We start from the raw sequence: 21,297 nt of genomic DNA on the forward strand, positions 1-21,297 counted from the left end.
CAAACAGGAACGCAAACGGCTTCTCTATTTCTACTCAAACCCAGCGTGCCTTCACTACAAGGCGGCGTTACTGTTGCGACACCTCGAATCGCTCGATGAAGGGAAGCGTCCCTCGGCGTTTTCCGATGTGGACTCCCCATTCGATTTGAGCCCCGTTTCCGCTGTTGGTGAACGCTTCTGGCCGATAGGCGCCCGCAGCAGTGGGGACGTCGACCACAGCATGCGTCTTCGAGAAATGTAGCCCGTCGTCCGCATAAAGAATCGAACGCGTGATCGACTTGGGGCCGACGGTGCCAATCATCGCGGCAACGCCCTGGCCCTGAGGCCAAACCAACACTTCATGATTGCCGCCGATAATTGGGTTGCCGGAATGCTTGATGTATGGCCCATCGGGTTTCTCTGAGATCGCAACACCCATTTTGGTTTCACCGGGACTCTTGTTCCACTGGCGACCTTTGAAATACATCCAATACTTGCCATCACGAACGATCAGACAAGCATCGTCAATCCTGAGACTGTCGAAGTCGTCATGATTCTCGCTTGTCTTGAGAATCGGGTTTGTGTCGAGCTTTTCCCAAGGTCCATTCGGTGAGTTAGATACCGCGATACCAATTGCGGTCTTCGTAGTCTCAGTACCTTTGTTGACAAACGGTTTCGGAACCGCTGTATAAAAGAGCCAATAGCGTCCTTCAGCAACCAGGATATTAGGCGTGAAGACACTTTGTTCGTCCCAACTGTCGACACCGCCGCGAGCAAGCGACTCACCTTTCTCGCTCCATGTGTGTCCATCGGGCGACGTCGCATACCAAACCGTCGCGTCGTACCCATGGGACTGAGCCCCTTTGGAATACCACACATAGTACAAGTCACCGACCTTGATGATGTCGCTCGGATCACGACGCATCACACCGTTTTGAGGTCCAATTCCTATGGCGGCAGAGTAAACGATGTTCACTGATTGAATCGCCGTTGTTTCCTGTGCGTGCGAGGAGCCGGCCAGTACAATCAACAACACACCACAGCAAGCCGTAGCTGCCATCGCGTGGCGGAGATAGATCCCCGCTTTGGCGAGCTTAGCCACGGCCCACAAATCCCGTTCGGTTCTTGAAGGTTTAACGAATAGATTTTTCAATTGAGAAGTCATGTGAAGGGAGGTTAGCACTGTCAACATAGTCTCTACTTTACAATTTGAATTTCACTCAATCGAACGCCGAGCATACGCTCGGCAATCTCGTCAAGTTGTTCTTCAGAACCTTGGATATGCAGCGTCTGTTGAACGTGTCGCATCGTCTCGCCTGGCTTCAACGCGGCTGCTGGTGACGACGTTTCCAATTCATAAAATGGCCCTAGTGGCGGTTCGCCTGGCGAGGGCGAACCGTCGTTGTATGAATTGATCGCGTCACCCTCGAAAGGTTTATCTTGGTGTTCCCACATCGAGTTGACGAAGCCTTGTGGCGATTCTTGCACGTTGTAAGTGACGATGTTTAGCACTTTTCCCTCGGCGTCGTAGCTACCGGCAATGCCTTTGGATCGTTTGGGACTAATGCCGATCTTTCCGCGCCGTGTGCCGTCGCCTTTGAAGAACAGAACATCGTCTTTGACGGCCAGATACTCGGGTGGCACTTTGCCAAAGTACGTATCGTTCACCTTCGGTCCCAGCTTCGATTCATCGCCAGACTCGAATGGAATCACGACCGTTGTTTGCGAGGACGGATTGTACATCCCTAGCAGCCAGATCGATGGCAATCCGGTCTCAGCGGCCCAAGCATGATTGCCGCGGTTAGTCAATTGATTATCGCTTTCATAAGCAACGACCTTTACGCCCTTCGCCAGTGATTCGGACTGAAGCACTTTGGCAATCGCCAAATTGTCGAGTAATCGAATCGTGCGACGGATCCCCATTTTGAACTTCGTGCCACTGAAGTTAGTCACTTCACAATCGCGTTTGAATTCAGCCGAGTTACTGGATTGTTCGACGAGTTCAAACGGTTCGGTATCAATGACCGCCGGTGTGGTCCAATCAGTAAACTCAAATTTCGTGCCCGGCTTAAAGAACAACGCAAACTGGCCGCCTTCCGGTCCCAGCCAAAATCGTTCTTCGCCACCGAAAACGTAAATATGTTCTTCCAACTTGCCCTTGCGATCCGCGTCGGAAAGTAGTCCTTTCGCAATCACATTACGATTGATCCAGCCAAAGCTCGGCCCGTGATCCCGGTCGAACGTGCTGGTCATCACCCGGCCTTGATACGCCGGTGCAACCGCAACGGCCGCGTCTGCGTCCTCAAGCAAGACGATCGGCGTATGTTTCTTTAGAAACTCAAGATCTTGTTGGAAGAATTGAGGCACTTGCGCCAGCTCCTGGGCAGATGAAAAGTGACTCAGACTGAGTGTGGCTAGAATGCAGGCACAGCTGAGCGTTACTATGTAACAACGATGCATTAAGTTTCCTTCGTCAGTTTGTGAGTTGGTCGTAATCTTGTTTGGTCATCCAGTGCAGATCATCCCAGTACGGCGTGTCGTTGGCTTGTAAAGGCCCAGCGGTGGTGCGGCCTTGCGCGATGATTTTGTTGATTCGTGCGGTCAACTGCTGAACCGTTTCAGGATGCTGATCGGTGACGTTCGTCGTCTCAGATCGATCAGCGTCTAAGTCGTAAAGCTCGACTCCATACTTGCGATTGGGCAGGACCAGTTTCCAGTTGCCGCTCGTGATGGCATAGCGACAAGGTTCCCCACCGTTTCCATGAGTGATCAGTGGCTTGCGGTCATAATCCGCCGTCGCATCCAGCAGCACCGACGCAAAGCTCTCACTGTCCGCTCCGGCATCAGGTGCCAGTTCGGCGCCGACGATATCGGCGAACGTCGCCAGCAAGTCGACTTGTCCCACGGGCTTGTCCCATTGTCGTCCGGGATCCTTGATCCCGGCGGGCCAACGCACCAAAAACGGAACGCGATGCCCACCCTCGTACACGGATCGCTTGCCGTCTCGCAAGCCACCGCGACTATCGTGATGGTACTCCTTGATGCGTGCGTCCCAGACCTTTTCCGGCCCGTTGTCACTGGTGAAGACGATCAGCGTTTGATCGTCTAACCCATTGCGTTTTAGGAAATCGAGAACACGACCAACGTGATGATCCGTTTCAACCAAGAATTCCCCATACGCACCACACTCGCCTTTGCCTTGGAACTCGGGTAGCGGGCAAATCGGGAAGTGTGGCGATGTGTAGGGCAAGTACAAAAAGAACGGCTTGCCGACTTTAGCATCCGCAACCTTTCCACTCATCCACTCGATCGCCCGATCGGTGAAACGAGTCAAACATTGGTTGTCGATGAAATCTTCAGAGACCTCCATGCCATTCTTCGGATCATAGGGCGGCATGATGCGATAGTCTGACGAGCGCGGGTTCTTTTTTTTGCTGGTGTAAAGTGTCGGCGGCACCTTCGCATAGCGACCTTCAAACCACGCCAACACGCCATAATTCAGTGAAGCGGGGACGCCAAAGAAGTAGTCGAATCCCTTATCCAGCGGCATGTCCTTGATCGGCTGCGACCAATCGCGATCGGTTTTTGTGCCAGGAAAATCCATGCCCAAATGCCACTTCCCAACCATCGCCGTGTGGTACCCGTTGTCTTTCAACAAAGTCGCCAAGGTCACTTGCCCATCCCGGATCAAACACTCGCCTTCGGCCCCCATGACGCCTTCTTTGCGAGTCGTTCGCCATGGATAGCGACCGGTCAGCAGTCCATATCGTGACGGGGTGCATATCGAGTCCGCGCTATGGCCGTTGGTAAACACGATGCCTTCTTTCGCCAAACGATCCATATTGGGCGTTTGCACCTTGGCGTGCGGGTTGAGTGCGCTGACGTCTCCATATCCTTGGTCATCGGTGTAGATGACGATGATGTTTGGTTTAGTCAGGCCAGACTTGGCGTTCTCTGCATGAACAACCTGAAAGCTCAACAGCAATGTGACGAACGTCAAGAATACAAGATGGCTGGGCATGGCTACAGTCGATCGCGATGTTATGGGTTGGTACGACAAGTTTGATGGAAGCCGAAAGACCGCTACTAACGCGATTTCCAAAGCTTGATTTTTTCCAGATCGTTGGTTGCGGTTGATCCCGCTGTGCTGCGACCGCGCTGCACGTCTGCTTCGAGTTGCTTGAGCAACTTTGCAGCGATCTCGGGCTCTGATGTGTACAGGTTAGTGGTTTCACTTGGATCGGCTTCAAGATCATAGAGCTGTGCCTCGGGGCTGTCTTTGGCTGCGTCCTTCTCAGTCGGTTTACTCCATCCTCCCGAAGCCTTCGCCAAGCAGAGCTTCCACTTTCCTAATCGGTAGGCAAAATGACCGCTGATGGAATGATGAATCACGCCGGCGCGGGTCGAAACAATCGGCTCGCCCTTGAGTGCTGGGAGAATGCTGACACTATCCTCAGCCGATCCTTCAGGAAGGGATTCGCCCATCACGTCGGCGCAAGTCGCGAACAGGTCCGTCAAACAAATGGTTTGAGCGTTTGTCGATCCCGAAGCCACCACACCTGGCCAGCGAACGATAAACGGTACCCGGTGTCCGCCATCCCAGATATCCGCTTTGGAACCGCGCAGGTTCGCACTAGGATAATGTCCGTACTCATGTAAAAGGTTGAAGTTGGCCGCCTTGGAACAACCGTTGTCGCTACTGAAAATTACCAGCGTATTGTCGCGAAGCCCATTTCGATCAATCGCTGCGAGTATCTCGCCAAACCCCGCATCGGTCTGCATCACAAAATCAGCATAGGGGCTAATCCCGCTTTTTCCTTGCCACTGCTTCGAAGGCACGATCGGTGTGTGCGGCGAACCCAAAGGCACGTAGAGAAAGAAAGGTTGGTCTGCAGCAGTCTTTGTGCGGTCATCGATATACTCGACCGCTTTGCGCGTCAGTCTCGGCAGCATGTTGATTTCATCATCATGAGCGATCACTTCGTCATTCTCGATCACGGCCTTCATGTCGCCTGCATGATGAAAACCGTGATAATAATCGAAACCACGGCTGATTGGACCATCAGGTACCTTGCTTCCTACGCTAGCCAGACCGTTTTTCTTACCTCGCTTAAGAGTGTCTCCCGTCGCCGCATCCTGATAATCGAAATTGAGGTGCCATTTTCCAACGATCCCCGTGTGATAGCCCTGCGACTTCAGGAATCCGGAAACGGTCGGACGATCTGGGGCAATCAGACACGGCTTGAATCCTTGCACCACACCGCTTTGCAATTCAGATCGCCAGCTATAACGTCCCGTCAACAAACCGTAGCGAGTGGGTGTGCAAACCGATGAACCGGAATGTGCGTCCGTGAAAATCATTCCCTCTCTCGCGAACCGATCGACACTGGGCGTTGGGATCTTTCCTCGCTCGGGATTCAAACACTGAACATCGCCATAGCCGAGGTCGTCGCAAAGTACGACAACAATGTTGGGTTTTGCTGCCTCAGCGATACAGCTAACCAAAGCCGCGAAGATCATCGCCATCAAGGCGACAACCATATGTTGATTCATTTTAGAGTTTATCAATTGCTCGCTCAAAATGCGATTTCGATTTTGTCGAGGATGGGTTGAGAGGGGTTTTCGGTGGTGTCCTTGATTTTGATCTCGAACTGAAAACCAAATCCTTCTGGCAACTCGGATAGGTCTAGCCTTGCGGGTGTCTTCGCGACCTGCTTCGCGAAACCCGGAATGTAGTCGTAGCTTTCCTTCACAGGTGCCCAGTCGGTCCACTGGTTGATCGCAGCGTCGTTGTCGGTATCGACGCCAACACGAACCTGCACGTCTTCGACCCAGGGACCTGGGCTGATGAAATCCATTGGTTGCTGAGTCGCCAGATAGAACTTGCCCTCAGCGAACATGATGTCTGGATCAGGATGTCCCTTTCCGATGTTGCCGCACCACGTGAACTTTTCGTTGATACTGGCGGACGTGAACCAGCCAACGCTCATGGACTTGCTTTCCGCGGGATCGCAATCACAGAACAAGTAATAACGTCCTCCAATCGAAATCGCCGCCCAATCGCCGAAGGCATCTTGTTCCGGTTCGTGGATCTCGTACTCGGCCACGTTGGTCTTGAAACGCTCGGGGTTTTCTTTCACCCAATGCGGATGCTTGTAAGTTCCCGTCTTGCCCGTCGGTTTTGTGCGTTGATCGACTGGCGGTGCTAGAAGTTTAAAATCTTGAATGCCATCGGGGCTCACCGCATGCGCAGCCAATGGAGAATCCCAAGCATGGGTTTGTGCGTTGATCGGACTCCAGTCTTCTACGATCAGGTGGAACTTGCCATCCAGGTCTCGAATGATCGCGCAATCTGAACCGTGCGAAGGATCGTCGTAAGCCATTCCTTTGTTGTCCCCAGGAATGCCATCGAACATGTCCGCATCGACATAGACGTGAGGATCCTGGTCGTTCGGAAAGTCGTAATAGAAATACGCTTGGCCGTCGGCGTACTCCGCCGTCGTCATCCACGCGGACTTCTTTTCGGTGATTGGCCCATGGTGAACCCAATTGACCATGTCCTTACTTTGCCAAGCGTGATATCCGCCTAGCCTTGGTTTCAAACCTCCGGGCGCATCGAATTGATTTGGAAATTGGGTCGTTTGCAGCGGAACATCAAAACCTTCAAGCGTTGCTGGCTCGGGGACAAAGCGAGGGCGTTTGGACGTGTCGCCTCTCTTTCGCCCACTGCCATAGCGACCAAACATCCAATAATTATCTGGGCCAAGGCTCAACATTACCGGAGCGTCACCGAGGTTCACCGGACCAAGATCATCCGTTTGCTCCCAGTTTTGCCAAGCTGGCGACTGCGTTACCGTGATCGACTTGGCCGACCGCTTTTGGTCAAACGATTTGATCTTGCTCTTCAGAGTGGCCGTTTTGCCAGTCGGTACCGCCATTCCGTCTTGGAACTTCAAGTGAGACTGACTCGCAGTGCCGTCAAACCAATCGGACTGGCTATCCACGGTCCAACTGTTCTGGGCGCTGGCAGACGGCAGGATGCCCCAAACCCATAGGGCGATGATCGAAACAAAGATGGAGGGATTCATTGAAACAGAATTGGGTTGGTTAGGGTGTCGCATCATGGGTCATTTGCCTCCTTCCAACTCGACGTTCTTCGTGCCTTGAAGGGCTTTTGAGGCATTGGTCACGAGGGAGTTGGGATGATGTTGTTCTTGGTCCGTCACAATCTCGAACGACCAAGCATACTCGCTGGTGCCAAGATCTGCGGGTGGCGTAATTTGTAAACCGGAGGGCGTCATCGACCAGTGAACTTGTAATTCGGAACCCAACAAGCGAGCGGCCCGCACTTGATCGGCATTCCATCCGGCGGTACCGCTGATGGTGAACGGCTTGGTGGGCTTGGTCAGCTTGATCGCGTACAGCTTCTTGCCCTTGGTCGTGAATGCGAGTCGCTCGTCTTTCTGCTCGCTCTCTTTCCAGTAGCGGGTGCCGTAAATGGCATCGCCGTTAATCTTCAACCAGTCACCCATCGCGCGCAACCGCTCAACCTGCTCGGGAACCAGCGTGCCGTCGGCTTTGGGACCGATATTGATCAGAAAGTTTCCGTTTCGGCTAATCACTTCCACCATTTCATGGATCACGCTTTCGACCGACTTGTATCCATCCCCTTCCAAGTAGCCAAATGAACTGCCGAAGGTCGTGCAGCTCTCCCATTTGGGACCGATCACCTTGAGCTTTAGATTGTCCTTTTCCAAGCAACCGACGCCGTCGGGCCAGTTTCGATTGGCACCCTTGTTGTTCAAATAGACTTCTTGGCCACGGGCCGCGGCATCGTTCATGAAGTCAGTGATCATCGCCCGGAATTGGTCGTAAAAGTACCGCACCTCGGGTTTGAAAACTTGGGGATCCTTGCGAGTGTCATTGCCGTCACGAGTGAAAATCGGCACATCGTCGATCCACATGAAGTCCGGCTTGTATTTGGTTTGAATCTCTTTCCAGCGGGCGACGTAGTCGTCAACAAAGGCTTTGTCGAGATCGAACGGGCCGTACAATGTGGCCGCTGCGGGAACACGGCGAATCTCTGCGGCAATGTCGGCTCGCGGTTCGCTGTGGACAACATACAGTTCTTTGGCAAAGAAGCCGGTATGACGTTCGCGATGATATGACGGCGCGTACTTCAGACCGCGTTTCCGCACGGCTATTCCTAGGTCGCCCACGAGGTCCCGCTTTGGACCTTTGTCGACGGCGTTCCAGGGAGTGAGTTCTGAATTCCAATTGGCCCAACCGTCGTGGTGCTCGGCGGTCAGCACGACATACTTGGCACCCACGTCCGCGAACAACTCGGCCCAGGCATCGGGATCCCACTTCTCTGCCTTGAACTCGGGGATGATGTCCTTATAACCAAACTCTGGAGGTGTCGCTCCCCAGCGCTGTTGCATGTACGGATAGTAGTGATCTGGTTCGGCATAGAGTAGCTTCGGCACATGTTCGGCATAGCCACGATGGCCCTTCTTGTAGCCAATGACGCTGTATGGTCCCCAATGGATGAAGATGCCGATCTTGCCGTGATCAAACCACGTCGGCACCGGCATCGTTTGAAGCGATTCCCAACTGCCGTCATAGCGTGGTTTTGCTATATCTTGACCGCAAGCGATATTGTTGCCCAATAGGCCAAACGATACTGAGAGCAGTACTGCCAGCAATCGAAATACGGCTTTAATGACAGAGATTTTCATTTGCGAAGAATTTTTTGAGAATGAGTTTAGCTGGACAGCCCCCCAAGATCGACCACTTACAATTCTTTGGCTTTCGCTTGCTCTTTGGCTTTTCGCCTTTGAGCCGCGCGGTCCTTCTTGTCACTCGGTTGCGATCCAGTCGTCCGCTCAGGATTGCCGAGACACCCATAGTCGCCGTACGCCAAATCGTCGGGCATCACGATGATGATGTTGGGCTTTGATGGCTGAGTTTCCGCTATTGCAGAAAACGGCGTGAAAAGGACAAGTGCGATCGTAGTGAAGAGGTGTTTCATAGAAGCAAGAAACCATGTGGGGGCATTGGCGGGGTCGGCATCAAACCGAAGAATCGACGCACGCATCGTAACTCAATACGCTAACCATGCGGTGAATGACGCAAGAGAAATCTTGACCGATCGAGCACTGTCGAATAGTTCATTAAAGCTTGCAGGGCTGTCTTGACAATTACAATTAGCGACACGGCACTAACGAAATGCGACAAATGCTGAGCAAATCAAATTCATTCGTTTGCTGAACAAATCCAGTGCGCCTTAGCATATATTACCGATCGGTTCACTGATTACTGTCTATCAAACTCTTGCTTTCCGCCATCCAAATCGAATGCGTATCCACCTCAAACTTTTCGTTCTGCTTGCAAACCTTAGCGGTACCCTTGCTGCTGACGATTCTCGTCCCAACATTGTGATCATCATGGCAGATGACCTGGGCTATGGTGACGTTGGCTGTTACGGCGCGACGAAGATCAAAACGCCCAATATTGATCGACTGGCTGGTGAAGGCATGATGTTTACCGATGCACATACCGCTGCGTCGGTCTGCTCTCCGTCGCGTTACGGTTTGATGACTGGCCGACCAGCAGAAACTTCATAGCCTTTACGACCTGTCGACTGACGAGGGTGAAACCAATGATGTTGCGAGAGAGCATGCCGACATAGTCAAAGATTTGGCAACAGCGTTAGACAAAGCACGCGAGGATGGCCGAATCCGGCACTAGCGGCGGAACAGGTTGCCAGTTCTGTCCGACCGGTAACGAATCGATCGAAGTCGAATTGGCAGAATGTTAACCGCCGAAGGTTTTCGTCCGCCGAGCGTTTTCCTGTTTGTTTGATTGTTTCAAACAGTGAACTGAACTCGCTACAGTCGGATTCTAGACCAACAAAAGAGACTCCTCTCGGCAAACGCCAACATCTTCACCCTCCCCGAACGCAGTTTGGGGAGGGTCGAACCAGCGAAGCGAAGTTCGGGGAGGGGCAACCAGTGTGGACTCGCATGTTGACAACTTGCCTTTCAGAAAGTATGTCATTGATTCGAACGTATGGATTTCCGCTGGCGAGGCTGCTTCAATGTCGGACGCGGGTCGTCAAACCCTATAGGATTTGTAAGTTCATCATTGGGCTGGTCGGAGAACCGGTATGGATCGTCGTGACTGCGCATCTGGGTCAAAAGCAGATCTTCCATTTCCGCTAGCTTTTCGGCATAGTTTGGATCCGTTGCGAGGTTCGTTTGATTTGGCTTCGGAGTGGTTTTCGTCAAAGCAATCACATGGGAAGCGTGATGCTCCGGCAAAAGTTCGTTCGGGTTTTCGGCCAAATTGAAAAGCTGAGTCTCTTTTGTACCGTCCTTTGACGATTCGTACTTGATCAGTTTCCAATCACCCTTCTTGACGCAGCGCATGCCAGGTTTGTCGCCGCCGCAATAGGCTCCGTAGAGCACGTCACGGACCGACTCCGATTGGCCCTCAAGAACCGGCTTGAAACTGGAACCTTCGCAGGTCTCGGGGGCTTCGATTCCGGTGAGGTCGCAGATCGTGGTCAAGACGTCCAGCAAGTAGATGTTCGCTGTCGCTCGTGAACCGGGCTTGATGCCGGGACCTTTGACGATGAACGGAACTCGAAAAGTATGCTCGTAAAGATTTTGTTTGCCTTGCAAACCGTGGCGACCGATCGCCATTCCGTGGTCAGACGTGTAGACGATGTACGTGTTGTCCAGCTCGCCCATGGACTTTAGTTTCTCAAGCACTCGACCGACCTGAATGTCGATGTTTTCACTGCAAGCGAACTCACGTCCCAGTTCGTTACGAATGGTGCGTTCATCACGCTTGCCCCAGACACCACTGACCGCCATTTCATCGCGCACTTTCATGTCCGTGTTGTTGAACGGATGAGCCGGCAAGTAGTTGACAGGTAGCGGCGGCTGTTTCGGATTCGCAGCGGGGAGCGAGTTTCGGTCCTTGTGATTGACTGCGCCATATTTGTCGAGCAGTTCGGGTTTGCCGTCGCGAGTATCGTGCGGATGCGAGAATCCGAAGTAGATCAGAAAAGGATCGCTATCGTTCGAGGCTTCGCGGTCACTGAGGTAGGAAAGCACTTGCTGGGCGTGCCACGCACTTCCCGTTTCGTCGGTCCCGCCTCGTTTTACAGCGTCATGAACGACGGTGAATTGCTTATTCGCAGCCGCGTAACTATTCCCTTGCTTACAGGTTCGCATCGTATCATAGCCAGCGTCATTGAAGACCGCTGCCATGGTGTGACGGGGCAAGTCCGTGGGCACGTACTTGGGATCAGCCGAAAGTGGACTCCGGCCAGGCATTGTCTTGTCGGGAATGTGCCAAAGGGTGCGGCCTGACATGACCATGTGACGAGACGGAGTGCAAACGCCGCCACACCATGCACCCATCTGGTGGGCCGCGTCGAAGACCATGCCTTCGGCAGCGAGACGATCGATGTTAGGTGTTTCCAGGGTTGAGTTCGGATCGTAGACCTTCAAGTCAAACGGCGACTGATCGTCGGCGATAATGAACAGAATGTTGGGACGGTTTGCCGCCGATGCCGTGAGCGCCAATACAAAGCAAATGAGGAACGGAGCGAGATACTTCATGTTGTTACCTGTTGGTTGATGGTCACGACGGTAGTTGGGTAGAAGACGTGGACAAGTCAGTCCGCTCATTTCAATCAAACGTACTATTCCAGCAAGTCTGTGCCGTCTTCGCAGACTCCTTTTGAAATCGACGAAACCACCATGACGATCCAGCGAATTCTCCCGTGCGATTCGCAGACCTGACGAGTAGAAATGCCGCTGTATCGCTTTCGGTCACACACACCGTCAGCGGGTGACAATTCGTATTGGGGCATTTGCAACTTTTGAGAGACTGGGAGCCAACGACACAATGATCTCTAGCGACGCCACACAAGCACGCCAGCATTCCGACAGCGACGAATTTGGTCAGATAAGATTGTTTCATTGGGGATACCGGTTTCATTCTTTATTGAATTCTGTCAGCACTGGACTTGGTTATCACAGAGTTGCCGTCGGCAGAGGTTTGTCTGTTGGAAGGCTCAGCGTCCGGTCGACTGGTCGATCGCAGTTGGTTACGAAGTTCTGGGTCATTCAAAAATACCTTCTTTACCTCTCGCGGAAGCTACTTCGCCACATTTCCCTTCCACAGCTTGATCTGATCGACCGGAATGTCATTCTGCTGCTTAACGCCCGTCGTGCTGCGGCCATTGCCGACATCTTCTTTGAGCTGGGCCATGAGTGCTTCAACGACCTCCGGTTTCTTCCGGTAGAGATTGTTCTGCTCACCGGGGTCCTCTTCTAGATTGTAGAGCTGAGCTTCAGCCGCATCGGCAACCTTTGACATGTCCTTCTCGGTCGGTGCGCTCCAACCACCGGATCCTTTGGCCAGCAGGAGTTTCCACTTGCCCTGTCGGTACGAAAAATGTCCACTGACACTATGATGGATAAGACCCTTGCGTGAAAACTTTGCTGGCTTTCCGGTGAAGAGCGGCAAGATGCTCTCGCTATCTTCGCCCGCATTCGCAGGTAGTTGCTTACCAAGCAGTTCGGCACAAGTCGCCAATAAATCGGTTTGGCAAATCAACTCGTCGCAAATGCTGCCTGGCTGAATGACTTGCGGCCATTTGACAAGAAATGGTACGCGGTGGCCGCCATCCCAAAGGTCTGCTTTGGAGCCACGGTACTGCGCGCTTGCGAAGTGACCATGACTCTCTAATTGTTTGAAATTCGCGGCTTTGGAGCAACCATTATCGCTGGTTACGATCAGCAACGTGTTTTCCGATACACCTTTCGCTTTCAGCGTCTTGACGACCTGCCCTACGAGATCATCGGTCTGCATCATGTAGTCGCCATATCGACCGATACCACTTTTGCCCTGCCACTTTTCGCTAGGAACAATGGGTGTGTGAGGTGATGGTAACGGGATGTACATAAAGAATGGCTTCTCACTCTGATAGTTGGAAATGTATTCAACTGATTCCGCCGCAAGTTTGTCGAGGACATCAATCGCTTCAAAGTCTTCGCTCGCCGGACCGGATCGGGCGAAAGCTTTGGCGTGGTCGCCTTCGCCGACCCAGTTTCGATCGCGAATCCAAACATAGGGAGGAAAGTCCAGTGACGCGGTGATACCAAACCAACTATCAAATCCAAGATCGACCGGTCCGCCTTGAATGGTTCCCTTCCAATCAATGTTGGAAAGTTCTTCCGGCGGAAAAGATCCCTTGCCCATCTTTTGTCGAAGCCCGTTTGCAGGCTCGGCTCTCACACCGTCCAGCGTCGGGATATCGAGCCCCAGGTGCCACTTGCCAATCATGGCTGTCGTGTAACCATTATCACCGAGAAGGCTAGGGACGGTCATTCGGTCGGTTGGAATCAGCGGCAAGCCATATCCATCGAGAACGTGCCACTGTAATGTCGTCCGCCAGTTGTAGCGGCCAGTCATGATGCCGTAGCGTGTCGGAGTGCAGACCGAGGATGTCGTGTGGGCGTCAGTAAAGATCATGCCCTCTGCTGCGACTTGGTCCATATGCGGTGTCGCGATCTTGCCCCTCGCGGGATTCAGACATTGCACGTCACCATAACCCATGTCATCGGCGAGGATGTAGACAATATTGGGACCGCTTGCCTCGGCGAAGGAAGAAAGAACACCGAGACAAATCGCTAGAACGGATGGAATGTATTTTTTCATTTCGATTTTTCCGAAATAGTGAGTGACCCTTTTTCGAGTTGAAGTTGGGAATCGTTGCTGGTGGTATTACTCATCGTTGCCTCATGATAAACGATGTATCCTTCAGACCTGCCGGACAACTCCACTTGGCGACGCCGAAAAGCTAAGTCAACATGTAGCTTAGCTAAACGATGCCACTTTGAAACCTGTTTCCCGTGATTCGGCAAGTCATCGTAATTACCGTCAGCAGACGGTGAATCTGCCCCGATTTCCACGATCTTGCGAGCGTAGCGACGCGAAAGTGGCGCTGTCCAGTTAGGATGACGCTGGGCACACCAGAGCAAGGTTGATTTTTTTGGAGAAATGATGATGGTACGCAAGATAATCACGACCGGCTTGGCCGTATTCACGCTCGCTTGGACGGGAACGGTTTTCGCTGCGGAGCATGCGTCTGGTTTGATTGCAGACGGGCCTGGTAAGGCACTACGGCTCTGGTACGACGAGCCTGCCCCGGACAGCGATGAAGGCTGGGTCGATCGTTCGATCCCGATGGGCAATGGCTACATGGGTGTCAACGTGTTCGGTGGCACAACGAGCGAACGAATTCAGATCACCGAAAATAGCCTGTACGACTCGACGGAAGGTCGAGGCCTTCGCCATGGAGGACTGAACAACTTTGCCGAGGTCTTTATCGACTTCGGCCACAACAACACCAGCAACTACGAGCGGGACCTGAACCTCAACGAAGGCGTCTCGCATGTGAGGTATGAGCAAGATGGCGTGGAGTACACGAGAGAATATTTCACGAGCTATCCCGACAAGGTGATGGCGATCCGCTTAAGTGCGTCAAAGGCGGGCATGTTGTCATTCACGCTGCGTCCGACGATCCCCTTTCTGGGAACTGGCAAAACGCGATCCGGCAAGTCCGGTTCGGTTGTGGCGGAGGATGACTCGATCACTCTGTCCGGTGAGATGAGTTTCTTCGGTGTGCAGTACGAGGGACAGTTCAAGGTCATTCCTTCCGGTGGGACGATGACGGTCGCCAATGCCCAGTCACAGAGTCAGTCACAGGGAACCATCCACGTCTCGGATGCCGATAACGCTGTGATACTGATCGCGGTCGGAACCAACTATCAATTCGATTCTAAAGTGTTTTTGACTACGGAGAATGCTGACAAGCTATCAAGTTTTCCGCACCCTCACGCCAAAGTCACTCGGTACCTGAGCGACGCGGCGGCGAAGTCCTACGAACAACTGTTAGCAAGCCATCACGCCGATTACAAAGAGATATATGATCGAGTGAGCCTTGACCTTGGTGCCGCAGAACCAACGGTCTGCACCGATGAACTGATCGATGCGTACCCCGAGGGCGAATCGAGTCGCTACCTGGAAGAACTCGCGTTTCAGTTCGGGCGTTACATGCTGATCTGTTCCTCCCGGGCAGGCACGCTTCCGCCTCACCTCCAGGGAATCTGGAACGTCTATAGCGATCCGCCGTGGGCGTCACAGTATCTGCACGACACCAACGTGCAGATGGCCTACGCGCCAGCCTTTGTCGCCAACATGCCGGAGTTGTTCGAGAGCTATGTGGGCTTCTTCAATACCTTCGTGCCTCGGCAGCGCCAGTACGCGACGCAGTACATCGAGCAGTACAACCCCGCCCAGCTTGACCCCAATGGAGACAACGGTTGGTCCGGACCGTTTTGGACCAACCCGTACACCGTGACAGGCAAGTCACCTGTGGCAGGCTTCGGCACGGGTTCTTGGATCGCACAAATGTTCTGGGACTATTACGACTACACGCGAGATCCGGCACTGCTGGCGGAGATAGTGTATCCCGTGATGTACGACCAGGCTAATTTTGTATCCCGGTTCGTAAAAGATGTTGACGGCGTCCTGCTCGCCGAACCTTCTTCGTCTCCGGAACAAAAACTGCGTAACACGGTGGGGACCACGTTCGATCAGCAGATGTTCTACGAAAACCACCACAACACTGTGACGGCAGCGGAGATTTTGGGACGTAGCGATAGCCGATTGTCGATACTCAAGACTCAGTTACCACTGCTTGACCCAATCCAGATCGGCAAGTCGGGACACATCAAGGAATTTCGTCAGGAGCAATACTACGGCGAGATCGGTGATCCCGCCCACCGGCACGCCTCCATGCTGCTTGGCTTGTACCCGGGCCAATTGATCAATGACGCGACGCCCGCATGGCTCGATTCCGCCAGAGTCAGCCTGGCCAATCGCACCAACAAAACGAACATTGGTTGGGCGCGTGCCGAACGGATTGCGATGTGGGCCAGAGTCCACGACGGCGATGAGGCTTACTCATTCTACGAAGCGTTGTTGGGCGATAACTATCTTCACAACCTGTTCAACGACCACCGAGGCGGACCGTTATTCCAGGCGGACGCGAACTACGGCGCCACTGCCGGCGTGGCCGAGATGCTCCTACAGAGCCAGGATCACGTCGTGGCCCCGTTGACCGCGATACCCGCAGCGTGGCCCGAAGGCAGCTATCGAGGACTCCTAGCACGCGGCAACTTCGAAGTCTCCGCGCAGTGGTCCGGCGGTCACGCCAGCCAACTGGAAGTGCTGTCCAAATCGGGAGGAAACTTGGACCTACGCTACCCCAACATTACGCAGTCCGTGATCAAGACTGCATCAGGTCAGCCAGTCGCATTCGTCCATAAAGGCAGTGACCAAGTTCGCATCGAGACAGTCAAAGGCCAGGCCTATGTGGTCACCGACATCCCGACGTGCATTCCAGTGATCGCGCCCACGAACCTAAAGATCAGCGAGGAGACAGGAACAAGTCAGATCCAACTTTCCTGGACCGGCAGCAAGAATGCAACGTCGTATAAACTCTACCGCGCGGTGGGCAACGCACCGGACTATGAGTTGATCGCTGCAGATATCACAGCCACCGATTTCACGTACCAATCCCCTGACCTAAAACAGGTCGACCAGATGACAATCAAAGTCACCGCGGTGCGCGCAGATGGCCGTGAGAGCGACGGGGGTGCAAGGGCGATTCGGCTTTTGCAGTAGAGGCACTTGTTTACCAATGCCTTTCTCATGAATCTCGTTGGGTTCTCCGATGGGTTGTTGAGAAATGATCTGCTCGACAAAGCGAAGTTACTTGATCGCTTCGGCCAAGAGTTCCTCGGTTTTCGTCCTCAACTTTGACAAGACATCCGCGTATTCTGGGTTGGAAACGAGGTTGTTCAGCTCGTGCGGGTCCTTCGCCAGATCGTAGAGTTCTTCGATGACGGGGTCATGCTCGTGGTACCTAAAATACTTGTATCGATCTGTACGAATTCCTTGCGTACGATAGGATCGATTTCCAGCGATGAGTTCATCATTGAGCTCGGGAATGTCAGGACGCTTCTTGACGCCAGCAGCGTGGATTTCCTGGATAAAGAAGTTTTCCAGTAGTACCGCATCACGCCACTGGGACAGGTCCTGCGTGCCTTTCAACAAGCCACGCAAGTCACGCCCCTTCACGATCTCTGGAGTCTTCAAACCCGCCAGTGAGAGAATCGTCGGAGCTATATCGACGGAAGAAACCATCGCGTCCACACGACGCCCTCGTTGTGATTGTGGAGCCCTACCATCGAAAATAATGAGAGGCTCTTTCATGGCTTCCTCATATAGAATCGCTTTGTCAAAGAGTCCCTGAGAACCGTGGAAGCGGCCATTGTCACTGGTGTAGATGACGACAGTATTTTCCAGCACCCCCATCTCTTCTAGCTTTGCCATCAGGCGTTCAACTTGCAGATCGACGGTATAGCCTTGGACGGCAAATCGGCGTGCGACGTTTTGATACTGCTCTGGGGTCGCGGTTCGAGCGACGTGCAGATAGGTGCCTCGGCAATGATCAAGCACGTCGGGTAGCCGATCGTTCTTCCCTGCGACCCAGTTTTCGGGCACCCACATCTGTCTGTCCTTGAATCGCTCCACATGCGGCGCGTACATGTCCGAGTCTTTGTCATTCTTGACTGCGTCAAAGCTGATCGACAAACAGAACGGTTGCTCAATGGGTTGAGTCTCCAGAAACCGAATCATGGCGTCGCCTTTCTTCAAAGTCCGCTCTTGCCTTGGACGGTCGTGCCGGTAGATCTGTTCTAACCCTGGATCACCTTTTGGAAAATAGACGTTGTCTCCAACAACAAAATAGTCAAAAGACTCAGCAACGGATTTCTCCATCTCTTCTAAACGGGTCCCAAACTTGCCAACGAAGCCGGTGCGATATCCCGCCTGTTTCAACTGGGCCGGATAGCTATCAGCAAACTCTTCCTTGGGGATCGCGCGATCATAAGGATACGTGAATCCCGATCTGTGATCTGAAAAGTAGCGTCCGGTGAACATCGTCGCGCGACTGGGCATGCAGATCGCTACCGCGTAATAGGCGTTATCGAAGACCACACCTTGTGCGGCGAGCTTGTCGATATTGGGAGTCTCGACATCGTTTCGCCCGTAACAGCCGAACATGTCCCATCGTTGGTCATCCGTCATCAGGAAGACAATGTTGGGTCTGGCGGTTTGCGGGAGACCGCTGACTTCTTCTGAATTTGGCTTGCTGTTTTCATTCGAGCCTCGCTGTGATTCAGACTGCACGTCGGCAGACGCTTCCGCTTCGACGGCGAATTCCTGAAAGGCGGTATTCTCGCCGCCCCCAGTTTCCGTCACCGGTGAGACCGCCCAGACAATCCACCGGAATTTACCGAGCGGCTTGCCTTCCGGACTGCGAAGCGAGGCTGCCGTGTATTCCGCGGTTGCCTCGCCAGTGTAAATGTTTCCAATCGCCGTGAATTTCGTCAGGTCCCAACCAGGATCGGACGACGCGTTGCTGCCATAAACTGTCAGTATCTGTGCGCCGCGTTTACCGCCCTTGTTGAACGACCAACTGGTGACCGCAGCAACAGAACTTGACGATCCCAAGTCCATTTTGTAGGCGCCGACTCGGATTCCGTTGCCAAAAATCGGGCCGTATCCCTGATTCAACTTACCATCGATCAACGTGCTGATCGGGTCATCACTAGTTTTTTGATTGGTAGTTACTATTGCCGACGTTGACGAAGGCAGTGGAAGTTTCTTGAAGCCATTCGCACTGGATGACGATTCGATTTCAACAACGGATGGCCGTTCAACAGTCAGTTCTCTCGCTTGCTGGTCGCGAATCACCTTCAGCTTGACCGAAGCGGACTCGGTCTTGGATAGTTCGCCAAAGAGCTTCTCAACCGTCGCGACCGGCTTTCCATTGACGGCTTGAATCAAATCGTTCTCGCGGAGACCGGCTTTTGCCGCAGCGGAGGTTTTAGACACTTTTGTCAGAGCGACGCCACCATCTTCTTTGTTGGTGCCAAAGGCCGAGAACTCCTCACCTTCGATGCTGTGCAATGTGGCCCCAAGCCAGACGGGATTCGACTTCGCCAGTCGCACGGTTTTCACCGGAGCATTGGGACTGCGTCCTGCGGTTAGATCCGGGATCGCAGGCGTTTCGGCAATCGCCTTGAGCGACGCCTTCTTCACCCCGAACTGATCCATCGGGAAGTTCTTGAAACCAAGCTGTAAAGCGGGAGAGCCTTCTTTGACTCGAAAGTCGCCGCTGGCAGGATCGACAAACATTGGGTCGCCCAATACAGAATGTTTATCCCAGCCCAGTTTCTCGGAGGCTTTTAAAATGCTCGGGTCTTGGGTTGTGAACAGGTTCCGATCGACCATCGTTTCATTCACGTAGGGACTGGACATCCGCGCCGGACGATGAGCGAACGCAAAGATGTTGGCGTACACTTGATCTTTGCTGCCGTCGTACCAAACATGCGGGTGAAAACTGCCATACGGGATGACGTTGTTCCAGGCGTGACGTCGGAATCCTTCGCGAAGCTTCAATCCGCTATTGAGCAGCAAGTTGTTGTAGATGTCGTAGTTGCTCGATCCATCATCCAAATCGATGTCCCAACCATGATCGCAGCGCCAGCGACTGTTGCGGATTGTCGTAGTCTTGACCGCGTCCAAGAACGGTAGATCAGGATCTGCATCCACCGCCTTTTGTGAGGTTCCCTGATCGCTGCGCCAATAGCGATCGCGTCCCCAAGAGTTGAACGAACCGTGGTCATGCGTTTCCAGCACCGTATCGAACACGTCGCAGCGTTCGATCAGATGGCCACCCCAGGCACCGTCGCCAATGTTGATCCCAGCGCGAGCGCAGTCGTAAATGGAGCAGTCACGCACGGTGATCTCTTGCGACATTTCCATCTGCACGCCGGCGGGTTGCCGCTCAACACGACCGATGCCATGAATCAGACAATCCTCGACGGTCCCGAGCGATGGAAAATTCTGCGTCTTGGGTCCCGGCGTGCGATCGATCTTCTCTAGGTCGTTCTTCTGCCCATACTCAAACAAAGGATCGCGAACCGCATCGGGGTCACCGACAAAACACACTCCACTCGCACCAGTATCATGAATGTGCGTTCCCTTCACCACGGTGCCGCGGTTGTAGTTGTTGACAAAAATCGCGTTGCCACCGACTTGATCAAATTCGCAATCGACAATGTGGATGTCTTCGGTTCCCGTCAACACGAAAGCGCCACCACGATAGATGGCCCAATCACTGCGCAGCATCTGTTCTTTGGTCTCCATGAAAGTCCTCGCAGCATGACGCACGGCGAAACCTTTCATCGTGATATTTCGGACGGGCGACTCTAGCGACCCTTGAAACTCGACCAAGTGTTTGAGGCGAACGACTTCGACGACTGCATTTGCAAGATCGACGCCGGAGACCGGCATGTAATACAGCGTTGATGTCGTCACGTCATGAAACCATTCCGCCGGAGCATCAAGCTCTTCAAAAATGTTTTCCACCATTCGGAATTCATTGTGCATTCCCGACTTGCGGTTGTTTTGCCAGCCGCCTTCGTAGGTCACTTCACCGTTCGAGTCTTTACCGGTGATTTGGTAGTGGTATCCGCCCCAACGCGAACGGTGCATCGCATGGATATAACCGCCTGTCGGATCGGCCCAAGCCGCTGCTCGCTCTATTGAAAATGCGTCAGCGGCAAAACCTTGATACGCCTCCGTCGGTTTGCTCGCATCATAGTTCGGATAGCGTGCCATTCGTTGGCTCTGGCCATCGACGAAGAGTTGATCGATGACGAGTCCAGCAGGTGTCATGGCTGCGAAGATTCCGTTACGGTACGGCTGCCACGCAAGACTCAGCTTGGTTCCGCCGCTCAGCACGGCTCCGCCTTCATGCTCGGCGGCGTAAACGACCGGGTGCTCATCCGAACCTGAATCCGCTGGCTCAAACACGATCGTTTCAGGCAAATAGTAAACGCCATCGGCAACATGAACGGTCACCGACTCGATTCCGGAAAACGTCCGTGCGAGCGATTGGGCTTTCGCAAGACTTGCGACCGGTGACGATTGCGTGCCTTGATTGGTATCACTTCCTGACGGGCTGACATAGATGTCACTTGCCAGCGTTGACTTGGCAAAACCAAAAACCAAAAACAATGAAACCGCAGTCAGTTTGGTGAACTTCATATTCAGTCGATGGTGAGTGTTCAGTCGGTAGTGAGTAAGCTGCTACTG

The 21,297-nt window shown here is 53.3% G+C and carries 14 protein-coding genes; 2 read left to right on the forward strand and 12 right to left on the reverse strand.

Annotated features, from left to right (window positions below; all coding sequences use genetic code 11):
• Positions 1-67 precede the first annotated feature (67 nt).
• From Pla100_RS25800 to Pla100_RS31940, 7 genes are all read right to left on the reverse strand, one after another.
• On the reverse strand, positions 68-1,039 hold the full coding sequence (locus Pla100_RS25800; RefSeq protein WP_146581525.1) for a family 43 glycosylhydrolase: 972 nt from the start codon (positions 1,037-1,039) through the stop codon (positions 68-70).
• 137 nt (positions 1,040-1,176) lie between these two features.
• Positions 1,177-2,346, reverse strand: a complete 1,170-nt coding sequence (locus tag Pla100_RS25805) for a DUF6786 family protein (RefSeq protein ID WP_146581464.1) — start codon at positions 2,344-2,346, stop codon at positions 1,177-1,179.
• Between the two features lie 106 nt (positions 2,347-2,452).
• Positions 2,453-4,000, reverse strand: a complete 1,548-nt coding sequence (locus tag Pla100_RS25810) for a sulfatase family protein (protein ID WP_146581466.1) — start codon at positions 3,998-4,000, stop codon at positions 2,453-2,455.
• Positions 4,001-4,065: 65 nt separating this feature from the next.
• Positions 4,066-5,532 (reverse strand): sulfatase family protein, encoded by a 1,467-nt coding sequence (locus Pla100_RS25815; RefSeq protein WP_146581468.1) that lies wholly within the window; start codon positions 5,530-5,532, stop codon positions 4,066-4,068.
• 23 nt (positions 5,533-5,555) lie between these two features.
• Positions 5,556-7,067 (reverse strand): glycoside hydrolase family protein, encoded by a 1,512-nt coding sequence (locus Pla100_RS25820; protein ID WP_146581470.1) that lies wholly within the window; start codon positions 7,065-7,067, stop codon positions 5,556-5,558.
• 39 nt (positions 7,068-7,106) lie between these two features.
• The gene (locus Pla100_RS25825) at positions 7,107-8,717 is read right to left on the reverse strand and encodes an alpha-L-fucosidase (RefSeq protein WP_146581472.1); all 1,611 of its coding nucleotides are present in this window, start codon (positions 8,715-8,717) and stop codon (positions 7,107-7,109) included.
• 56 nt (positions 8,718-8,773) lie between these two features.
• Positions 8,774-9,076, reverse strand: a complete 303-nt coding sequence (locus Pla100_RS31940) for a hypothetical protein (protein WP_231603600.1) — start codon at positions 9,074-9,076, stop codon at positions 8,774-8,776.
• A 259-nt stretch (positions 9,077-9,335) separates the two neighbouring features.
• On the opposite strand from Pla100_RS31940, the gene Pla100_RS25835 reads away from it, so the two are divergent.
• Positions 9,336-9,605, forward strand: coding sequence for a sulfatase-like hydrolase/transferase (locus tag Pla100_RS25835; protein WP_390620665.1), 270 nt, complete (start codon positions 9,336-9,338; stop codon positions 9,603-9,605).
• A 429-nt stretch (positions 9,606-10,034) separates the two neighbouring features.
• Here the strand turns inward: Pla100_RS25835 and Pla100_RS25840 are convergent, their stop codons facing one another.
• The 4 genes from Pla100_RS25840 to Pla100_RS25850 form a co-directional block, all read right to left on the reverse strand.
• On the reverse strand, positions 10,035-11,612 hold the full coding sequence (locus Pla100_RS25840) for a sulfatase-like hydrolase/transferase (RefSeq protein ID WP_146581527.1): 1,578 nt from the start codon (positions 11,610-11,612) through the stop codon (positions 10,035-10,037).
• A gap of 83 nt (positions 11,613-11,695) precedes the next feature.
• On the reverse strand, positions 11,696-11,866 hold the full coding sequence (locus tag Pla100_RS31215) for a hypothetical protein (RefSeq protein WP_197168236.1): 171 nt from the start codon (positions 11,864-11,866) through the stop codon (positions 11,696-11,698).
• Positions 11,867-12,153: 287 nt separating this feature from the next.
• Entirely contained in the window at positions 12,154-13,719 is a 1,566-nt protein-coding gene (locus Pla100_RS25845; protein ID WP_146581475.1) for a sulfatase family protein, read from the reverse strand.
• Positions 13,716-14,078: a hypothetical protein gene (locus Pla100_RS25850; protein ID WP_146581477.1), complete on the reverse strand. Its 363-nt coding sequence runs from the start codon at positions 14,076-14,078 to the stop codon at positions 13,716-13,718. The genes Pla100_RS25845 and Pla100_RS25850 overlap by 4 nt, the downstream gene beginning before the upstream one ends.
• On the opposite strand from Pla100_RS25850, the gene Pla100_RS25855 reads away from it, so the two are divergent.
• A complete protein-coding gene (locus tag Pla100_RS25855) occupies positions 14,068-16,752 on the forward strand; it encodes a glycoside hydrolase family 95 protein (RefSeq protein WP_231603601.1) in 2,685 nt (894 codons plus the stop codon). The genes Pla100_RS25850 and Pla100_RS25855 overlap by 11 nt on opposite strands.
• An 87-nt stretch (positions 16,753-16,839) precedes the next feature.
• On the opposite strand, the gene Pla100_RS25865 is transcribed toward Pla100_RS25855, so the two are convergent.
• Positions 16,840-21,249, reverse strand: a complete 4,410-nt coding sequence (locus Pla100_RS25865) for a sulfatase-like hydrolase/transferase (RefSeq protein ID WP_231603603.1) — start codon at positions 21,247-21,249, stop codon at positions 16,840-16,842.
• Positions 21,250-21,297: the final 48 nt, after the last annotated feature.

Origin of the sequence: Neorhodopirellula pilleata (assembly GCF_007859915.1) — a bacterium.
Taxonomy (GTDB): domain Bacteria; phylum Planctomycetota; class Planctomycetia; order Pirellulales; family Pirellulaceae; genus Rhodopirellula; species Rhodopirellula pilleata.